At 71.7% G+C, this 19,873-nt stretch carries 14 protein-coding genes; 9 read left to right on the plus strand and 5 right to left on the minus strand.

Features of this window, described 5'->3' with window-relative positions; translation table 11 throughout:
• Positions 1 to 39: 39 nt before the first annotated feature.
• On the minus strand, positions 40 to 1,887 hold the full coding sequence (gene ilvD / locus Pen02_RS06815) for a dihydroxy-acid dehydratase (RefSeq protein ID WP_203865062.1): 1,848 nt from the start codon (positions 1,885 to 1,887) through the stop codon (positions 40 to 42).
• A gap of 334 nt (positions 1,888 to 2,221) precedes the next feature.
• On the opposite strand from ilvD, the gene Pen02_RS06820 reads away from it, so the two are divergent.
• From Pen02_RS06820 to serA, 6 genes are all read left to right on the plus strand, one after another.
• Positions 2,222 to 4,612 carry a putative bifunctional diguanylate cyclase/phosphodiesterase gene (locus tag Pen02_RS06820; protein WP_372445582.1) on the plus strand — a complete coding sequence of 797 codons (2,391 nt, stop codon included), beginning with the start codon at positions 2,222 to 2,224 and terminating at the stop codon, positions 4,610 to 4,612.
• A 265-nt stretch (positions 4,613 to 4,877) separates the two neighbouring features.
• Complete coding sequence (locus Pen02_RS06825) at positions 4,878 to 6,818, plus strand: acetolactate synthase large subunit (protein ID WP_203865063.1); 1,941 nt, start codon at positions 4,878 to 4,880, stop codon at positions 6,816 to 6,818.
• A gap of 90 nt (positions 6,819 to 6,908) precedes the next feature.
• The gene (ilvN, locus tag Pen02_RS06830; protein WP_203865064.1) at positions 6,909 to 7,424 is read left to right on the plus strand and encodes an acetolactate synthase small subunit; all 516 of its coding nucleotides are present in this window, start codon (positions 6,909 to 6,911) and stop codon (positions 7,422 to 7,424) included.
• A 69-nt stretch (positions 7,425 to 7,493) separates the two neighbouring features.
• Entirely contained in the window at positions 7,494 to 8,507 is a 1,014-nt protein-coding gene (ilvC, locus tag Pen02_RS06835) for a ketol-acid reductoisomerase (protein WP_203865065.1), read from the plus strand.
• Positions 8,508 to 8,709: 202 nt separating this feature from the next.
• Entirely contained in the window at positions 8,710 to 9,954 is a 1,245-nt protein-coding gene (gene mpgS, locus Pen02_RS06840) for a mannosyl-3-phosphoglycerate synthase (RefSeq protein ID WP_203865066.1), read from the plus strand.
• Between the two features lie 416 nt (positions 9,955 to 10,370).
• Positions 10,371 to 11,972, plus strand: coding sequence for a phosphoglycerate dehydrogenase (gene serA / locus Pen02_RS06845; protein ID WP_203865067.1), 1,602 nt, complete (start codon positions 10,371 to 10,373; stop codon positions 11,970 to 11,972).
• A 60-nt stretch (positions 11,973 to 12,032) separates the two neighbouring features.
• Here the strand turns inward: serA and Pen02_RS06850 are convergent, their stop codons facing one another.
• Entirely contained in the window at positions 12,033 to 12,386 is a 354-nt protein-coding gene (locus Pen02_RS06850; RefSeq protein ID WP_203865068.1) for a hypothetical protein, read from the minus strand.
• Positions 12,387 to 12,812: 426 nt separating this feature from the next.
• Positions 12,813 to 13,673: an FAD:protein FMN transferase gene (locus Pen02_RS06855; protein WP_203865069.1), complete on the minus strand. Its 861-nt coding sequence runs from the start codon at positions 13,671 to 13,673 to the stop codon at positions 12,813 to 12,815.
• A gap of 246 nt (positions 13,674 to 13,919) precedes the next feature.
• Here Pen02_RS06855 and Pen02_RS06860 point away from each other — a divergent pair, with 246 nt between their 5' ends.
• Both Pen02_RS06860 and Pen02_RS06865 read left to right on the plus strand, forming a co-directional pair.
• Positions 13,920 to 14,951: a 3-isopropylmalate dehydrogenase gene (locus Pen02_RS06860; protein WP_203865181.1), complete on the plus strand. Its 1,032-nt coding sequence runs from the start codon at positions 13,920 to 13,922 to the stop codon at positions 14,949 to 14,951.
• A 233-nt stretch (positions 14,952 to 15,184) separates the two neighbouring features.
• A complete protein-coding gene (locus Pen02_RS06865; RefSeq protein ID WP_203865070.1) occupies positions 15,185 to 16,285 on the plus strand; it encodes a branched-chain amino acid aminotransferase in 1,101 nt (366 codons plus the stop codon).
• An 89-nt stretch (positions 16,286 to 16,374) separates the two neighbouring features.
• Here Pen02_RS06865 and Pen02_RS06870 read toward each other — a convergent pair whose 3' ends face one another.
• Together Pen02_RS06870 and Pen02_RS06875 are read right to left on the minus strand one after the other, a co-directional pair.
• Entirely contained in the window at positions 16,375 to 17,112 is a 738-nt protein-coding gene (locus Pen02_RS06870; RefSeq protein WP_203865071.1) for a tyrosine-protein phosphatase, read from the minus strand.
• A 122-nt stretch (positions 17,113 to 17,234) separates the two neighbouring features.
• Positions 17,235 to 17,711 carry a PRC-barrel domain-containing protein gene (locus Pen02_RS06875; RefSeq protein ID WP_203865072.1) on the minus strand — a complete coding sequence of 159 codons (477 nt, stop codon included), beginning with the start codon at positions 17,709 to 17,711 and terminating at the stop codon, positions 17,235 to 17,237.
• Positions 17,712 to 18,032: 321 nt separating this feature from the next.
• On the opposite strand from Pen02_RS06875, the gene cimA reads away from it, so the two are divergent.
• Positions 18,033 to 19,622 (plus strand): citramalate synthase, encoded by a 1,590-nt coding sequence (cimA, locus tag Pen02_RS06880; RefSeq protein ID WP_203865073.1) that lies wholly within the window; start codon positions 18,033 to 18,035, stop codon positions 19,620 to 19,622.
• Positions 19,623 to 19,873: the final 251 nt, after the last annotated feature.

The raw sequence follows: 19,873 nt of genomic DNA on the forward strand, positions 1-19,873 counted from the left end.
GTCATCCGGAGACGGGTGGCCCCACGCCCGCCGTCGTGCTCACTCCGGTACGCGCCGGTACGCGCCGTCGCTGGCCGAGGTCGCCATCGAGGCGTACGCGCGCAGTGCGGCGGAGACCGGCCGCTCCCGGTCCACCGGCGTGTACGGCCGTTCCCGCTTCTCCTGCGCGATCCGGCGTGCCTCCAGCACCTCCGGGGCCACCGCCAGTTCCATGCTCCGGTTCGGGATGTCGATGACGATCTCGTCACCGTCCTCGACCAGCGCGATCAGCCCACCGCCGGCCGCCTCCGGGGAGACGTGCCCGATGGAGAGCCCGGAGGTGCCGCCGGAGAACCGGCCGTCGGTGATCAGCGCACACTCCCGGCCGAGGCCGCGCCCCTTGAGGAACGAGGTCGGGTAGAGCATCTCCTGCATCCCCGGCCCGCCCTTCGGACCCTCGTAGCGGATCACCACCACGTCACCGGCGACGACCCGCTTGCCGAGGATGGCGTCGACGGCGGCGTCCTGCGACTCGTAGACCTTGGCCGGACCCCGGAAGGTGAGGCACTCGGCCGGCACACCGGCGGTCTTCACCACCGCGCCGTCCGGGGCGAGGTTGCCGTGCAGGATGGCCAGCCCGCCGTCGGCGGTGTACGCGTGCTCCCGGTCCCGGATGCAGCCCTCGGCCGCGTCGGTGTCCAGCTTGGACCAGCGGTTGGTGGTGGAGAACGGCTCGGTGGTGCGTACCCCGCCGGGGGCGGCGTGGAACAGCTCGGTCGCCTCCGGCAGGGCTTTGCCGCCCCGGATGTCCCAGTCGGCCAGCCAGCCGGAAAGGTCGGTCGAGTGCACCGCGTGTACGTCCCGACGCAGCAGCCCGGCCCGGTCCAGTTCGCCGAGGATGGCCGGGATGCCGCCGGCCCGGTGCACGTCCTCCATGTGGTACTTCGGCGAGTTCGGGGCGACCTTGGCCAGGCAGGGCACCCGGCGGGAGATCTCGTCGATGTCGGCCACGCCGAAGTCCAGCTCCGCCTCGCGGGCGGCGGCCAGCAGGTGCAGCACGGTGTTGGTGGAGCCGCCCATCGCCACGTCCAGGGCGACCGCGTTCTCGAACGCGGCCCGGGAGGCGATCGCGCGGGGCAGCACCGAGGCGTCGTCGTCGGCGTACCAGCGGTTGGCGATTTCCACGACGAGCCGGCCGGCCCGCTCGAAGAGGTCCTTGCGGGCGGCGTGGGTGGCCAGCACCGACCCGTTGCCGGGCAGGGCCAGCCCGATCGCCTCGGTCAGGCAGTTCATCGAGTTGGCGGTGAACATGCCGGAGCAGGAGCCGCAGGTGGGGCAGGCGGACCGCTCGATCGCGCCGAGCTGCTCGTCGGTGACGGCGTCGTTGGACGAGGCGATCATCGCGTCGATCAGGTCGATCTTGTCGTGCACGATGCCCTCGATCGCCACCGTCTTGCCGGCCTCCATCGGCCCGCCGGAGACGAAGACGGTCGGGATGTTCAGCCGGAGCGCGGCGAGCAGCATCCCGGGGGTGATCTTGTCGCAGTTCGAGATGCAGACCAGGGCGTCCGCGCAGTGCGCGTTGACCATGTATTCGACCGCGTCGGCGATCAGCTCCCGGCTGGGCAGCGAGTAGAGCATCCCGCCGTGGCCCATCGCGATGCCGTCGTCGACCGCGATGGTGTTGAACTCCCGGCCGACGCCGCCGGCCTCGGCCACCGCGTCGGCGACCAGGCCGCCGAGGTCCTTGAGGTGCACGTGCCCGGGTACGAACTGGGTGAAGCTGTTCGCGATGGCGACGATCGGCTTGCCGAAGTCGTCGTCGGTCATCCCGGTGGCCCGCCACAGCGCGCGGGCGCCGGCCATCGTCCGGCCGTGTGTGGAGGTCTTCGACCGCAGGTCAGGCATTCGACAAGTGTGGCACTCCCAGCCGGAGTACGCCGGCTCCGACGTCCGCCGGGTCCAGCCAGCGGGACACGGACCGGTGGCCGGGAACCGCCCGACCTGGCCGGGACCGGCCCCCAGCGGCCCCTCCTGCTGCCCGGGGAACCGCCCGACCTGGCCGTGACCGGGCCCCAGCGGCCTTCCGGCAGGGCTGGTCGGGCCTGCTGCCGCTGTCGCTCCGGCCCGCTCGCTCTGGCCCGATCGTCCCGGAGACGCCCGAATGGGCGGTCTGTGCCTCTGATCGAGGAACTCGGCCACGCTCCCCCATGGAATCGGATCGATCCGGCAGAGTGAACGCGTGCAACTCGCCTCCGGTGTGCCGGCCCTCGCCGTGGCGACCGGCCTCGCGTCCAGCTGCGGGCCGGTCATGCTGGCGTTGTCGGCGCAGCGGCACACCGGTGCGCGCCGGTTCGGGCACTGGCTGCTCGCGATCGGTGGCGGGCTGGCCGCGGCCAGCGCCGGCCTGGGCCTGGTCGCGCTCGTCACCATGGCCGGGCACTGGGACCACGAACAGGCCCAGCGGACCGGCCTGGCCACCCTGATCGCCGCCGGGATGGCGGCGAGCGGCGTACTGCTCTGCGCCGGCCTGCTCCGGCTGCCCGGCGCCGCCGAGAGCGGCGGTGCCGCGCTCCGGCTGGTCCTGGACGGGCTGGTGATCGGTGCGGCGCTGTGGTTCGTCGGCTGGGTGCTGCTCTCCGAGCCGACCCGGGTGCTCGGCGCACACAGCCCGAGCGGGTGCCTGGCGATCCTGGTGGCCACCGTCACGGCGGCGGTGGCGGTCGGGCTGACCTTCATCGTCGGCGCCCGGGCCCGGGCGCCCCGGCACGGGCTGCTGCTGGCCGGCACCGGGGTCACCCTGGTGACCGGTTGCGGCGTGGCGATCTCCGCCGGGATCTGCCAGGGCGGCCGGGTGGTCGCGCTGGTCGGCGCGGTGCTGCTGCCGTTCGGCCTGCTGATGGTCGCGCTGGCCGGCCGGGCACCGGGTCCGGCGGGCGGGCCGGACGGGGACGTGATCCGGCGCGGCACGTACGCCTTCCTGCCGATGGTGGCGATGGCCGTCTCCGCCGTCTACCACCTGGTGGCCGGCGGCACCTTCACGATCTTCGCGGTGGTGGCCGGCATCGTGGAGGGGTTCGGCCTGGTCACCCGGCAATACCTGGCCCTCAACGACGTACGCGCCTATGCCGGGCGGCTCGCCGAGCGGGAGGCGCACTTCCGGGAACTGGCGCACACCGACCCGCTGACCGGGTTGGCCAACCGGCGGGGGCTGCTCCGGGCGGTGCAGCAGCAGGCCGAGTCGGAGACGCCGTGGGTGCTGCTCGGGCTGGACCTCGACGGCTTCAAGAACGTCAACGACATCCGGGGCCACGACGTCGGCGACGCGGTGCTGATCGAGGTGGGCCGACGGCTGAAGACCAACCTGCGCCCGGGTGACCTGGCCGCGCGGCTCGGCGGCGACGAGTTCGCCGTACTGATGCGGGCCCGGCCCGCCGAGGCGCAGCGGATCGCCGAGCGGCTGCTCGGGGTGGTCGGCTCGGCGTACCAGCACGAGGCCGGGCCGGTCTTCCTGTCGGTGAGCATCGGGGTGGCGGACAGCGCCGACGCCGCCGACGTGGAGACCCTGCTGCGCAACGCTGACCTCGCCCTGCGGTACGCCAAGCAGCGCGGCAAGAACCGCGTCGAGCGGTACGACGTCGCCTACGACAACCTGCTGCGCCGCCGTACCACCGTGGAGCACGAGTTGCGCGGCGCGATCGAACGCGACGAGCTGCACCTGGCCTTCCAGCCGGTGGTGGCGGTCCCGTCGGTCCGGCCGGTCGGCGCGGAGGCGCTGCTCCGCTGGCACCACCCCGAGCTGGGCAGCGTCGGCCCCGACGAGTTCATCCCACTGGCCGAGGAGTGCGGGATGATCGCCAAGCTCGGCGCCTGGGTGCTGCACCGGGCCTGTCACCAGCTCTCCCTCTGGCTCGCCGCCGGCCACGACGTCTGGCTGTCGGTCAACGTGTCCCCACGGGAACTGCACGCCCCGGAATACGTGGTCCAGGTCGCCGAGGCGCTGCGCGCGCACCGGGTACCGCCGCAGCGGCTGGTGCTGGAGGTGACCGAGCACGCCGTGGCGACCGACCTGGACGAGCTGATCCGCCGACTGCGGGCGCTGCGGCTGACCGGGGTACGGATCGCGCTGGACGACTTCGGCGCCGGCTACTCCTCGCTCGGCCAGCTCCGCCGGCTGCCGATCGACATCCTCAAGATCGACCACAGTCTGGTGGCCGGCCCGGAGCCGATCCGGCCACCGGACGGTCGGGCCTTCGCGCCGATGGTCGACGTGGTGATGCGGCTCGGCCACCAGCTCGGGCTGGAGGTGATCGCCGAGGGGGTGACCAACCCGACGGAGCTCGCCGCCGTGGTGGAGGCCGGCTGCCGGTTCGGCCAGGGCCAGCTCTTCGGCTGGGGGGTGCCGGCCGAGCACCTGGAGGCGATGCTGGAGGCGGCCAGCCCGCCCGAGGGGAGCGGGCCGGAGTCCCGCCCGCCGGGCGGCCGGGGCAGGTCCGCCGCCCGGACCGCCGGCAACACCCGGTCCACTCCCCGGCAGCGCCGGCCGAGCGACGGGCCGGCGGACGACCAGAAAACCGAGGGTGCCCAAAATGCGGGATCAGTTGACTCATCGCGTGAGATGCGTCAGGCTTAGCCACATGTCTGCGACCAGGTCCTTCCGAGTACTTATCTGAGCGCACTCTCGACCCAGAGAGTGCGCAGGCCCCGTGCATCAGCACGAGGGCCGTTTTTATTGGCCACGTACCTCCTGGCAGGGCGGTCCCGCTGGCGTACCGGGCCCTGCCGGTCCGTGCGGATCGGCCCCGCCCGAGCAGGCCGTCCGGCCCGCGCCGAGGCCCGCCCGCACCGCTCCGTACATCTCGACAGATCACTGCTCCGAGCCGAAGGCCTGAATAGCCATGACGAGACCCACACCCGAGACCCTGGCCAACAGCGCGCGCCGGCACCGGCCCGCTGCTGCCGAGGGGAGCAACGACTCCGCCGACCAGTTCCCCCGCCGGCTCCGCCCCGGCGCCCAGCCGGCCGGCGAGCAGTCCGGTCCGTTCGGCGAGCCGGGCCGGACCGCCGCCGGAGGCGGCCAGGTGGTAGCACCGGTCCAGGTCTCCGGGGCCGGTTCACTGGTCAAGTCGCTTGAGGCGCTCGGGGTCGAGGTCGCGTTCGGCATCCCGGGCGGGGCGATCCTGCCGGCGTACGACCCGCTCTACGACTCGTCGGTGCGGCACATCCTGGTCCGGCACGAGCAGGGCGCCGGGCACGCCGCCACTGGATACGCGCAGGCCACCGGTCGGGTCGGGGTCTGCATCGCCACCTCCGGGCCGGGCGCCACCAACCTGGTCACGCCGATCGCGGACGCGTACATGGACTCGGTGCCGATGGTGGCGATCACCGGGCAGGTGGCGCGGCCGGCGATCGGCACGGACGCCTTCCAGGAGGCCGACATCCAGGGCATCACCCTGCCGATCACCAAGCACAACTTCCTGGTGCAGACCGCCGAGGAGCTCCCGCGGATCCTGGCCGAGGCGTTCCACCTGGCGGCCACCGGCCGGCCCGGTCCGGTGCTTGTCGACATCCCGAAGGACGTCCTCCAGGCGCAGACCACCTTCTCCTGGCCGCCGACCCTGGACCTGCCGGGCTACCGGCCGACCCTGCACCCGCACGGCAAGCAGATCCGGGAGGCGGCCCGGCTGATGACCACCGCCCGCCGCCCGGTGCTCTACGTCGGCGGCGGCGTGCTCAAGGCCGGCGCCACCGAGGGCCTGCGCAAGCTGGCCGAGCTGACCGGCATCCCGGTGGTGACCACGCTGATGGCCCGGGGCGCCTTCCCCGACTCGCACCCGCAGCACCTGGGCATGCCGGGCATGCACGGTACGGTCGCCGCCGTCTACGGGTTGCAGAAGTCCGACCTGATCGTGGCGCTGGGGGCCAGGTTCGACGACCGGGTGACCGGCAAGCTGGACTCGTTCGCCCCGGGGGCGGCGATCGTGCACGCCGACATCGACCCGGCGGAGATCGGCAAGAACCGGGCCGCCGACGTGCCGATCGTCGGCGACGCGAAGTACGTCATCGACGAGCTGATCGAGGCGGTCCGGGCGGCCACCGCCGGGCAGACCGCGGCGATCGACCGGACCGACTGGTGGGCGCAGTTGGACGACCTGCGCGACCGCTACCCGCTCGGCTACGACGAGCCGACCGACGGCACCCTGGCCCCGCAGTACGTGATCGAGCGGCTGGGCGCGATCGCCGGCCCGGAGGCGATCTACGTGGCCGGGGTGGGTCAGCACCAGATGTGGGCGGCGCAGTTCGTCTCGTACGAGAAGCCGTACACCTGGCTGAACTCCGGTGGCCTGGGCACGATGGGTTACGCCGTGCCGGCGGCGATGGGCGCCAAGGTCGGCAAGCCGGACACGGTGGTCTGGGGGATCGACGGCGACGGCTGCTTCCAGATGACCAACCAGGAGCTGGCGACCTGTGCCCTGGAGGGGATCCCGGTCAAGATCGCGGTGATCAACAACGGCAACCTGGGCATGGTCCGGCAGTGGCAGACGCTCTTCTACGGCGAGCGCTACTCCAACACCGAGTTGGGCACGCACAAGCACCGGATTCCTGATTTCGTGAAGCTGGCCGAGGCGCTGGGCTGCGTCGGGCTGCGCTGCGAGAGCAAGGCCGACGTGGACAAGACCATCAAGGCCGCGATGGAGATCAACGACGCGCCGGTGGTGATCGACTTCGTGGTCGGCAAGGACGCCATGGTGTGGCCGATGGTGGCCGCCGGCACCAGCAACGACGAGATCATGTTCGCCCGCGGGGTCCGTCCCGCCTTCGACGACGACGAGCTGTGAGGCAGTGCAGATGAGCAAGCGTAGCGAGCGAATCAGTCAACTCAGTGCGATTGAGCCTCATGACGGCACGGAGCGAAGCGGAGTGCCGGCATGAGCAAGCACACGCTGTCCGTGCTGGTGGAGAACAAGCCCGGGGTGCTGGCCCGGGTGAGCGGACTCTTCTCCCGCCGGGGCTTCAACATCGACTCGCTGGCGGTCGGGGAGACCGAGAACCCGGACGTCTCCCGGATCACCATCGTGGTGAACGCCGACTCCTCGCCGCTGGAGCAGGTCACCAAGCAGCTCAACAAGCTGGTGAACGTACTCAAGATCGTGGAGTTGGATCCGGGCGTCTCGGTCGCCCGGGAGTTGGTGCTGGTCAAGGTCCGGGCCGACCGCTCGCAGCGGGCCCAGGTGCTGGAGACGGTGAACCTGTTCCGGGCCAGGGTGGTGGACGTCGCCCCGGACACCCTCACGATCGAGGCGACCGGCACCGCTGACAAGCTGGACGCGCTGCTGCGCGACCTCGAACCGTTCGGGATCAAGGAAATGGTGCAGTCGGGTCTGGTGGCCATCGGGCGGGGCTCCCGCGCGATCACCACCGGCTCGGCGCTGCGGGCCGCCTGAACACGGCGATCCCGCATGACGATTGGCAACGGCGGGCCCGTCCGGGTCGCGCCGCAGGAGAGGAAAGTCATGTCCGTTGAGGTTTTCTACGACGACGACGCCGACCTGGGGCTCATCCAGAGCAAGAAGGTCGCGGTGCTCGGGTACGGCAGCCAGGGCCACGCCCACGCGCTGTCGCTGCGCGACTCGGGCGTCGACGTGGTGATCGGTCTGCCGGAGGGTTCCAAGAGCCGGGCCAAGGCGCAGGAGCAGGGCCTGCGGGTGCTGACTCCGGCCGAGGCGTCGGCCGAGGCCGACGTGATCATGGTGCTGGCGCCGGACACCGCGCAGCGGTCGCTCTACGCCGACGCCATCGCGCCGAACCTGACCGCCGGCAAGGCGCTGTTCTTCGGCCACGGCCTCAACATCCGGTACGGCTTCATCACGCCGCCGGCCGACGTCGACGTGGCGATGGTCGCCCCGAAGGGCCCGGGTCACCTCGTCCGCCGGCAGTACGTCGACGGCAAGGGCGTGCCGTGCCTGGTCGCCGTGGAGCAGGACGCCACCGGTACCGCCTTCCCGCTCGCGCTCGCCTACACCAAGGCGATCGGCGGCACCCGGGCCGGTGCGATCCGCACCACCTTCAAGGAGGAGACCGAGACCGACCTCTTCGGCGAGCAGGCGGTGCTCTGCGGCGGTGCGACCGCGCTGGTGCAGACCGGTTTCGAGGTGCTCACCGAGGCCGGCTACGCGCCCGAGGTGGCGTACTTCGAGTGCCTGCACGAGCTGAAGCTGATCGTCGACCTGATGTACGAGGGCGGCATCGCCCGGATGCGCTACAGCGTCTCCGACACCGCCGAGTACGGCGACTACTCCCGGGGCCCGCGCGTCGTCGACGCCCGGGTCAAGGACGAGATGCGCAAGATCCTCTCCGAGATCCAGTCCGGCGAGTTCGCCCGCGAGTGGATCGCCGAGGACGACGCGGGTCGCCCCAACTTCACCAAGTGGCGGGCCGAGGGTGCGGCGCACCCGATCGAGGAGACCGGCAAGAAGCTGCGCGGCATGATGAGCTGGGTCGACCGGCCGATCACCGAGACGGCCTGACGCGGCGCCCGTCCCGGGCCGGGAAGCGTACCGGCCCGGGACGGCACCGGCACGGCGGAAGATCCTTCTCGTTACCGGATCTTCCCCCGGCGCGTTACCGGATCATTGCCATTCGACGTCCAATCGGTACCCCGACCGTTGTCGTCAGGAAATGGTTGGCGGTTACGGGCGGTTAATGCTTCCGCTCGGGTACTGTCGCCGCATGCGTCTGGAGCAATCGCACCGCACCGAGCGTTTCGGCGCCGTCCGGATCCACGAACTTCAGCGGGTCATACAGCTGGACTCGGGAGACGCCACAGGGACCACCGGCGAGGGGATCGTCTCGCAGGCGGCGATGCGCGCCATCGAGCGGCAGATGGTCATCGTCATTCCCTGTATGAATGAGACACGCAGAGTAATCGAAGGTGTGCTCTCGGGGATTCCCCATGATTGTTTGATCGTGCTCGTCTCGAACAGCGCCCGAGCGCCGGTCGACCGTTACGAGATGGAAGCGCAGACCCTGGAGCAGTACTGCCGGGCGACCGAGCGGCCGGCGATCATGGTGCACCAGCGGGACCCGGGGCTGGCCGCCGCGTTCAAGGCCGCCGGCATGCCCGAGCTGATCGACGACGACGGGCTGGTCCGGGCCGGCAAGGGCGAGGCGATGCTGATCGGCATGGCCGTCGCCGCGCTGACCGGCCGGAAATACCTCGGCTACATCGACGCCGACAACTACGTGCCCGGTGCCGTGCACGAGTACGTCAAGGTCTACGCCGCCGGCCTGCACCTCGCCGCCAACCCGTACGCGATGGTCCGGATCTCCTGGCACTCGAAGCCGAAACTGCGGGACGGCCGACTCTTCTTCAGCCGGCGCGGCCGGAGTTCCGAGATCACCAACGAGTTCCTGAACCGGCTGGTGGCGGAGTATTCCGGGTTCGGCACCGAAGTGATCGCCACCGGCAATGCCGGCGAACACGCGCTCAGTCTCGATCTCGGGCTGCGGATGCGGCTGGCCGGCGGCTTCGCCGTGGAGCCGTTCGAGTTCGTCGAGCTGTTCGAACAGTTCGGCGGGCTGCTGGACACCGCGCATCCCGAGGTGATGGCGAGTTCCGTTCCGGTACTCCAGATCGAGACCCGTAACCCGCACTTCCACGACAACAAGGGCGAGGACCACGTGCAGGGCATGCGGATGCAGGCGCTGAACGTGCTCTACCACTCGCCGGTGTCGCTGCCCCCGGTACGCGAGGCGATCCTCGACTTCATGGTCGCCCAGCGGGCGCTCGCGCCGGGCGAGGAACCGCCCCGGGAACGGATCTACCCGCCGGTCGGCTCGCTCGCGCTGGACCTGCTGCGCGACGTGCTGGAGACCGAGGCCGGGACCTTTCGCCAGCTCGGCACCCGGTCGCTGGTCGCCCAGCCCGGCCCGCGCCCGGGGCTGCCCGAGCCCGAGGTGGTCACCTCGGCCTGAACCGCCGGTGCGGCCCGCCGTCCGGGTCGGCCGCGCCCCGCCGCCGTGATCAGTGGTTCCGGGGGCGGCGGTCACCGGCCGTGCCGCCATGACCGGGCGAGCCGTGCCGCCACGACCGGGCGGTCCGCGCCGGCATGACCGGGCGGTCCGGAGGGCGATGGGAACCGGGCCGCGCCGCCGTGACCAGTGGCGCCGAAGATCGACGGATGCCGGGCCGCGCCGCCGGGACCGGCCGGGCGGAGGCGGCTTGTGAGGGCACTCACGCGGTTCTGCGCCGCACCGTGCGCAGCAGGGCGCCTACGATCGGCAGATAGGTGCGTCCGCACCGTTGGGACGACCCGAACGGCGGAAGCGCGGGACGCAGTGCGGCGCCCACGTGGCCGCAGACCTCGCCCGGACGACATATACGAGGACCAATGACTCCCGTCGTACTGATCGCTGAAGAGCTCGCTCCTGCCGCCATCGACGTGCTCGCGCACGACTTCGACGTACGCCACGTCGACGGCACCGACCGCCCTGCCCTGCTCAGCGCGCTCGCCGAGGCCGACGCGGTCATCGTACGCAGCGCCACCCAGGTCGACGCCGAGGCCATCGCCGCGGCGCCCCGGCTCAAGGTGGTCGCCCGGGCCGGAGTCGGGCTGGACAACGTCGAGGTGCCGGCCGCGACCGCCCGGGGCGTGATGGTGGTCAACGCACCGACCTCCAACATCGTCTCGGCCGCCGAGCAGGCCGTCGCGCTGCTGCTGGCCGTCGCCCGGAACACCGCCAGCGCCAGCGCCGCGCTGAAGGCGGGGGAGTGGAAGCGGTCGAAGTACACCGGGGTGGAGGTCCAGGGCAAGACCGTCGGGGTGGTCGGGCTGGGCCGGATCGGCGTGCTCTTCGCCCAGCGCATCGCGGCGTTCGGCACCCGGCTGATCGCGTACGACCCGTACATCCAGCCGGCTCGGGCGGCGCAGCTCGGCGTACGCCTGGTCGGGCTGGAGGAGCTGCTCCGGGAGAGCGACTTCATCTCGATCCACCTGCCGAAGACCCCGGAGACGGTCGGCCTGATCGGCGAGAAGGAACTCGCCATGGTCAAGCCGGGCGTCCGGATCGTCAACGCGGCCCGGGGCGGCCTGGTCGACGAGCAGGCGCTGGCCGACGCGATCGCCGAGGGCCGGGTCGGCGGCGCCGGCATCGACGTGTACTCGAAGGAGCCCTGCACCGCCTCGCCGCTGTTCGCCTTCGACAACGTGGTGGCCACCCCGCACCTGGGCGCCTCCACCGCCGAGGCACAGGACAAGGCCGGCCTGGCGGTGGCCCGCAGCGTCAAGCTCGCGTTGCAGGGCGAGTTCGTGCCGGACGCGGTGAACGTGCAGGCCGGCGGCGTGGTCGCCGAGGACGTCCGGCCGCTGCTGCCGCTCGCCGAGAAGCTGGGCAAGGTCTTCACGGCGGTGGCCGGCGGAGTGGCCGCCAGCGTCACCGTCGAGGTACGCGGCGAGATCGTCGCCAACGACGTCTCGGTGCTCAAGCTGGCCGCCACCAAGGGCCTCTTCACCTCGGTCGTCGAGGAGCAGGTCAGCTACGTCAACGCCCCGCTGCTCGCCGCCGACCGGGGCGTCACGGTCGCGCTGACCACGCACGGGGAGACCATCGACCACCCGAACCTGGTCACCGTGCGCGGCGCGCTGCCGGACGGGCGTACCGTCTCGGTTTCCGGCACGGCGGTGCACACCGGCACCCGCGACGTGCTCAAGCTGACCGAAGTGGACGGCTTCGACCTGGAACTCGGCGCGGACGGGATCCTGCTCTTCTTCCGCTACGTGGACAAGCCCGGCGTGGTCGGCACGATCGGCTCGATCCTCGGCGAGGCCGGCGTCAACATCGCGGCGATGCAGGTGGCCCGGCGGGAGGCCGGCGGCGAGGCGCTGATGACCCTGACGGTGGACTCGGCGACCGCTGCCGAACTGCTCAGCTCGGCGGCCGACGCGATCGGCGCGGTCGCGGCGAGCGCCGCCGACCTGCGCGACGAGGTGTGACCGGGTCCTGACACCCGGGACCCGGACGGGGCGGATCGCTGGTCGGCCGCCCCGTCCGGGTCAACCGTTCACCGGAGTCGGTGGCGGATAGACCGAACCGTCCTGCGGGTCCAACAGCATCAGGCCGTGCGCCGCGGCCAACCGTTCGATGTCCAGCAGTACCTCGTCCGCACAGGACTCGTCCAGGTTCATCTCGACGTGGTCGACGGCGACGTGCAGCGGGGTCACCGCCCACGGCGTACCAGGTCCCGGCCGGTCCGGATAGCCGGCGGTGATCGCCCGGTAGAACGCCGAGACCCGGGCGTCCGAGCGCCCTCCGACATGGACACCCTGCCGGCACCGGCGGTGCGCCGCGCGTACGTCGTCGGCGGCGGCGCCGGGCCCGAGCGCCCATACGATCAGATCGAAACTCACACCGGGCTCCCGTACCCCAAGAGTGTTGACAGATCAGAACTCACGGGGGTACAGGGTGCCACCTGAGTCGGTGACCTTCCCCGGATAGCCCGCCGACACGCGGAACGGCAACTCTTGCGGTGACTCACGTCGGGTCGATAGCGTATTGACGCGGATACCCGGCGAGTTCCTAGGCGTGGACTCGTCTTCGGGTGATGAGGCGTCGCGCCGGCCGGGTAGCCAGCACCCCCGTGTGCGCGAGCCACGCGCACTCGTCGCTGATCGGCCCCCGTGATCGTTGCCGAGATCGCGGGGGCCGATCGCGTCAGCCCACCCCGCCGCCGCTCCACAAGGGTGCCCGGATGCCGGCCCGGCCTGCTAGCTGTCAGCGGGCGGTGCCGCTCTACGGCGTGGCGGATGCCGGCCCGACCTGTGGGCGGGGGTCGGTCAGCGGGCGGTGGCGAAGAGGGCGCGGTATCCGTCCCGGGTGGGGAACCAGTCCAGGCCGGTGCGGCCGGCGGCGAACAGCGCGGTGGCGTAGCCGTCGGCGACCGCCAGGTCCGGACCGGTGACGGTGGCCGCGAGCAGCTTGTCGGCCGGCTGGCCGGTGTGCGGGTCCACCACGTGGTCGCGCCGGCCGGCGACCCCGGAGGTGCCGATCGCCCCCGACGTCATCTCCAGCAGCATCGGCTGGCGGTCGCCCTTGGTCGGGTGGTGCACCGCGACCCGCCAGGGGCCGCCGTGCGGCGCGTGGCCGCGTACGACCAGGTCGGCGCCGCTGACCACGGCGTAGTCCTCGATGCCGGCGGCGCGTAGCCGCGCGGCGGCCCGCTCCACCGCCCAGCCGACCAGCAGGCCGCCCGGGTCGAAGCCGCCGGGCACCGCCCAGGCGTCGAACCAGCCGTCCGTGGCGGCCCGCATCGCGGCGCAGCGCGCGACGATGTCGGCCAGCGGCGGGTACGCGTCCGCGGAGATCTCGCCCCGACGCAGCCGGGAGACCAGGCTGGCCGGCCGGGCCGGGCTGTAGGTCAGGTCGATCGCGCGCAGCTCGGCGACGGCGTCCCGCAGCGCGTCACCGACCCCGCGCCAGCCGACCGCACCCATGCCGTTGAGCACCAGGGTGTATTCGGCGATCGAGGTCTGCACGGTGTGCCGGGCGACCACCCGGTCGGTCAGGGTCGCGCCCGGCCGGACGTTGCGCCAGCCGGCGCCCAGCCGCAGGTCCGGCCGTCCCCGGCCCACGGCGGGCGCCGGCGGCAGACTCCGGCTACGCTGGCCCCGACCCCGGCCGCCACCGGGGATTCGCATGTTCGCCCCCTGGATCCGCACGCTCTCGCCCCCTGGATCCGCGTCCTGCACCCCAGCCCCGCAGGCCGGTCCCGCAGGATGTGCTTCGCGCTCACCATAGGAAGTGAATATGGCTAGAGCATGAGAGCTGGCTGAGAAGCTGCTGTGCAGTTGACTTTCCAGATATTGGGAGCGGCGTACCGGGAGCCGGGACGGTCCCTTAACGTTCCTTAGACACGACGGAGGCAAGGGAGCTGGGACGTGGCGGTGGCGCGGATCGCGGTGGTGGCTGGCGACGGCATCGGGCCGGAGGTGGTCGCGCAGGCCCGCAAGGTGCTCGACGCCGTACTGCCCGGCATCGAGGCCACCGAATACGATCTTGGTGCGGCACGTTACCACCGGACCGGCGAGGTGCTGCCCGACTCCGTGCTCGCCGAGCTGGCCGGGCACGACGCGATCCTGCTCGGCGCGGTCGGCGACCCCACCGTGCCGCCCGGGGTGCTGGAGCGTGGTCTGCTGCTCAAGCTCCGCTTCGAGTTCGACCAGTACGTCAACCTCCGGCCGTCCCGGCTCTGGCCGGGCACCACCGGGCCGCTGGCCAGCGTCAAGCCGAACGAGATCGACCTGGTGGTCGTCCGTGAGGGCACCGAGGGGCTCTACGCCGGGGCCGGCGGCGCGCTGCACCGGGACACCCCCGCCGAGGTCGCCACCGAGGAGAGCCTGAACACCCGGCACGGCGTCGAGCGGGTGATCCGGGACGCGTTCGCCCGGGCGGGGCGCCGCGAGCGCCGCAAGGTCACCCTGGTGCACAAGACCAACGTGCTGACCCACGCCGGCTCGCTCTGGGCCCGCGCCTTCGCCGCCGTCGCCGCCGAGCACCCGGACATCGAGACGGAATACCAGCACGTCGACGCCGCCGCGATGTTCCTGGTCACCCAGCCGCAGCGCTACGACGTGGTGGTCACCGACAACCTCTTCGGGGACATCCTCACCGACATCGCCGCCGCCGTCACCGGCGGGATCGGGCTGGCCGCCAGCGGCAGCATCAACCCCGAGCGGGCGTACCCGTCGATGTTCGAGCCGGTGCACGGCTCGGCGCCGGACATCGCCGGCCAGGGCGTGGCCGACCCGGCCGCCGCGGTGCTCTCCACCGCGCTGCTCCTCGACCACCTGGGCCACCCCGACGCGGCCCGCCGAGTAACCGAGGCGGTCGCCGCCGAGCTGGCCACCCGCACCTCGGGCTCGCCGCGGCGTACCGCCGACATCGGGGACCGGCTCGCCGCCCACGCGGCGTCCTGAACCGCGCAGGTGGTCGGTGTCCAGGTCACTGCTGTTGGCCTGGCCCGCCCGCCCGACCCGTCCCGTCCGCAGGCCCGGCCGACGCCGGTTCTGGGCGAAGGCGCGGGTGGTGCGGCTCGCCGGTCACCCGGAGGGTCGAGGTTGAACGACCGTTCGGGTAAGTTTCAGGCACAACTCCCATGCCCGGAGCCGTCCGTGCCCGGGCGCCGGTTCACACTCTGGAGGTCAGCACGATGAGCGGTGGTGACAAGCTCGATTTCGAGGTCCGTCCGAATCCTCAGCCGGTAGCCGCCGCCGAGCGCGCAGCGCTGATGGCCAACCCGGGGTTCGGTCGGGTCTTCACCGACCACATGGTCACGATCCGGTACGCCGAGGGCAAGGGCTGGTACGACGCCCGGGTGGAGGCCCGCGCGCCGATCCCGATGGACCCGGCGAGCGCAGTACTGCACTACGCCCAGGAGATCTTCGAGGGGCTGAAGGCGTACTCGGCGGCGGACGGGTCGGTGACCATGTTCCGGCCGGACGCCAACGCCGCCCGGTTCAACGAGTCGGCCCGTCGGATGGCCATGCCCGAGCTGCCGGAAGCGGTGTTCATCGACTCGCTGCGGCACCTGGTGGAGATCGACCGGGCCTGGCTGCCCACCTCCGAGGAGGCCAGCCTCTACCTGCGGCCGTTCATGTTCGCCAGCGAGGTCTTCCTCGGCGTGCGCCCGTCCAACGAATACCTCTACGCGGTGATCGGGTCGCCGGTCGGCTCGTACTTCGCCCGGGGCGGGGTGCAGCCGGTGGACGTCTGGGTCTCGCCCACCTACACCCGGGCCGCACCCGGCGGCACCGGCGAGGCGAAGTTCGGCGGCAACTACGCCTCCTCCCTGGTCGCCCAGGCGGAGGCGATCGAGCACGGCTGTGACCAGGTGGTCTTCCTCGACGCCGTGCAACGCAGGTACGTCGACGAACTCGGCGGCATGAACATCTTCTTCGTGTACGACGACGGCACCCTGGTCACCCCGCCGCTCGGCGGCACCATCCTGCGCGGCATCACCCGGGAGTCGCTGATCACGCTGGTCCGGCAGTCCGGCGGTACGGTGCTGGAGCAGCCGGTGGCGTTCGACGACTGGCGGGCCGACGCGGCCAGCGGGCGGCTGCGGGAGGTGTTCGCCTGCGGCACCGCTGCGGTGATCACCCCGATCGGGCAGGTGCGCTACCCCGACGGGGAGTTCACCATCGCCGACGGCAACCCCGGCGAGGTCACCACGCGGCTGCGGCAGACCCTTGTCGACATCCAGCGGGGTCGGGTCGAGGACACCAACGGCTGGATCCACCGAATCGGCTGATCAGGACCCGCTCGGACGCCTGGACCGACCGGGTCGGCCGAGCGGGCCCGTGCCGTCGGGGCGCCGGTCAGTCCAGGCCGGGGCGCCGGTCAGTCCAGCAGGTGGGTCCGGAGGGCGTCCAGCCGGGCCGGGGCCAGTCCGGCGCCGACCAGGTAGTCCGGCACCGATCCGTGCCGGTCGCGCAGCTCGGCCAGGAACAGGGTCATCGCCTCGGCCGGCGAGGCGAGGAACGGCGCCGGCACCGGTGCCGCGTCCGGCATGGTGCTGGCCAGCCACTCGCTGAACCGGGCCGAGGCGGCGGTGCTCCGGGCGTAGTCCTCGGCGATGTCGTCGTCGGCGACGCCGAGCACCGACAGGGTGAGCGCGCAGACCACCCCGGTCCGGTCCTTGCCGGCGACGCAGTGCACGAGTACCGGCGCGGCCTCGGCGTCGGCGATCACCTCGATCGCCGCCACCAGCCCGGCCCCGCCGGTGGTGGCCAGGTCGTGGTAGCGGTCGGCCAGGTAGCGGGCCAGGCCGAGTTCCTCGGAGTACGCCGCCTCCTCCCAGAACGCGTGCTCCGGATGGATGTGCTGGTAGACCAGGCCGTCGTAGGCGGGCACCCGGCCGTGCCGGCGTACCTCTGAGGGGCGGCGGAGGTCGACCACGGTACGGATGCCGAGCGCCTCGAACGCCGCCCGGTCGGTGCCGTCGATCCGGTGCGGCGAGTCCGACCGGTACAGCCGTTGCCGGCGGACGGGCCGGCCGTCGAGCCCCGGGACGCCGCCGACGTCCCGGAAGTTGAAGAGGGTTTCGAAGACCGTCGCACGCGTCGAGGTTCCATCCACGTGACCACCGTAGTGCCTACCTACGACCCGTTCCGGCCGTCGATTCGGCGGGGGAGCCCGGCCCGGAGACGCCACTGGCCGGCAGGGCGGAAACCCCACCGGCCAGTTCGACTCCGGTCGCGTCACATGGCGCGGCCCGGCGGAATCGTCCAGCCCGACGAGCCGTACGTCCCGCCGTAGTAGCCACCGAGCTTGTCCCGGTAGGCCGGATCCTCGTGCAGGGTGTCGTCGAGTTCCGGAGCGGCCTTGATCTGGTCCTTGCTCCGGTCGACGTACACCTTCCGGTCGTCGTGGTCGACGTGGTTCACCACGCCGGCCGGCAACATGACCTTCTTGCCGAAGATCCACGGGCCGGTGTCGACCACCAGGTAGCTGGAGTTGACCTCGTGGCTGGCACTGTCGATCTTGCCAATGCCGCCGTCGGTCGCCTCCACCTTGTAGCCCACCAGGTCGGCACCGGTCACCCCGGCGTCGTCCCGGTAGCGCCACGGGTCGAACTCGCCCGAGGGCGTGCCTCCCGCGAACGCTCCACCACCGCCATGGATCAGGGGATCCGGCGTCTGCTGCTGCGGGGTCGTCTGAGGATCGAGCCTCTCCACTGGCTATCACTCCTCTTCTCGACTGTCTCGACGTTATCCGCTGTCCCGGAAACATGTACCCAGGGTGGTCGATCCCTACACCAGGGAAGTTCGCCGGCCGCGTTCCGCCGGCTCGGTCCCGCGATGTGGATTTTTCCTCCCACATGCTCGACGCCGTGGCAGAGTACGTTCCGTGACCTGCTCCGCACTCATTATTGGCAGCTAGCGCGCCGGCATCCTCCCGCCGAGCGCGCTGACCTCCCGCATTCGCGGGGGGTCATTTTGTTTGTCGGGCCGGGAGGGCATCGGAACAGGGGCCGCGCCCTTCTCGAAGGAGATCAGATGACGTACCAGGTGTTCGACACGACGCTGCGCGACGGCGCGCAGCGCGAGGGGATCAGCTACTCGGTCGTCGACAAGCTGGCCGTGGCCCGGCTGCTCGACGAGCTCGGTGTCGGCTTCATCGAGGGCGGCTGGCCGGGGGCGATGCCGAAGGACACCGAGTTCTTCCGCCGGGCTCGCACGGAACTGGACCTGAAGCACGCCGTACTGGTCGCCTTCGGTGCCACCCGCAAGGCCGGCGTGGCCGTCGACGCCGACCCGCAGCTACGCGCGTTGCTGGACGCGGAGACCCCGGCGGTCTGCCTGGTCGCGAAGTCCGACATCCGGCACGTCGAGCGGGCGCTGCGGACCACCGCGGCGGAGAACCTGGCGATGGTCCGGGACAGCGTGGCGCACCTCGTCGCGCAGGGCCGGCGGGCGTTCCTGGACTGCGAGCACTTCTTCGACGGCTTCCGGCACGACCCCGGGTACACCTCGGCGGTGGTGGAGACCGCCCTCGAAGCCGGCGCCGAGGTCGTGGTGATGTGCGACACCAACGGCGGGATGCTGCCCTCCCAGGTGACGGCGGCGATCGGCGAGCTGACCGAGCGGCTCGGCATCTCGCCGGCCCGGCTCGGCATCCACACCCAGAACGACACCGGCTGCGCGGTGGCGAACACCATCGCCGCCGTCGAGGCCGGGGTACGGCACTTCCAGGGCACCGCCAACGGCTACGGCGAGCGGCCCGGCAACGCCGACCTGTTCGCGGTGATCGGCAACCTGCAACTCAAGCTCGGGCTACCGGTCCTACCGGACGGGTGCCTGGCGCAGATGGTGCGCGTCTCGCACGCCATCGCGGAGATCGCCAACATCGCCCCCGACACCCACCAGGCATACGTCGGGGCCGCCGCCTTCGCCCACAAGGCGGGGCTGCACGCGAGTGCGATCAAGGTGGATCCGCTGCTCTACAACCACGTCGACCCCGCCGTGGTGGGCAACGACATGCGGATCCTGGTGACGGAGATGGCCGGCCGGGCCAGCATCGAGCTGAAAAGCCGTGAGCTGGGTCTGGACCTGGCCGGCCATCCCGACGCCGCCGCGCGGGTCACCAACCGGGTCAAGGAGCTGGAGGCCGGCGGCTGGTCCTTCGAGGCCGCCGACGCCTCGTTCGAGCTGCTGGTCCGCGCCGAGCTGCCCGGGATGACCGCGCCCCGGCCGTTCGCGCTGGAGTCGTACCGGGTGCTGGTCGAGCACCGGGAGGACGGCGCGGTCGTCTCGGAGGCGACGGTGAAGCTCCGGGTACGCGGCGAGCGGGTGATCGCCACCGCCGAGGGGAACGGGCCGATCAACGCCCTCGACGAGGCGCTGCGGGTGGCGCTGCTGCGGCACTACCCGGAGCTGCGCGGGTTCGAGCTGGCCGACTACAAGGTACGGATCCTGGAGGGCAGCCACGGCACGGGTGCGATCACCCGGGTACTGGTGGAGACCGCCGACAGCGACGGACGGGACTGGACCACGGTGGGCGTACACCCGAACGTGGTGGAGGCGAGCTGGCACGCGCTGGTCGACGCGCTGACGTACGGCGTCGCGCGTACCCCGGCCGAGGTCTGAACCGACGAGTTCCGTTACGACGGCCCCGCCGCGGCACCGACCGCGAGCGGGGCCGTTCCGTTTCCGTCGACCCGTTCTCGTCGGCCCGTTCTCGTCGGCCCCGTTCGCATTCCGGTCCGCCATTCAGGAAGGTGCGGAAAGTGAACGTGAATTCCGAGGGCGGTACGCATTTCCGGCCCGGGTGCCCGGTCGGCTGCGACCGGTTTCCCGACGAGAATCGTCGGTCTCCGGATCGGTGAAACCGCTATTGA

This window comes from Plantactinospora endophytica (assembly GCF_016862915.1).
In the GTDB taxonomy this organism is placed as follows: Bacteria; Actinomycetota; Actinomycetes; order Mycobacteriales; family Micromonosporaceae; genus Plantactinospora; species Plantactinospora endophytica.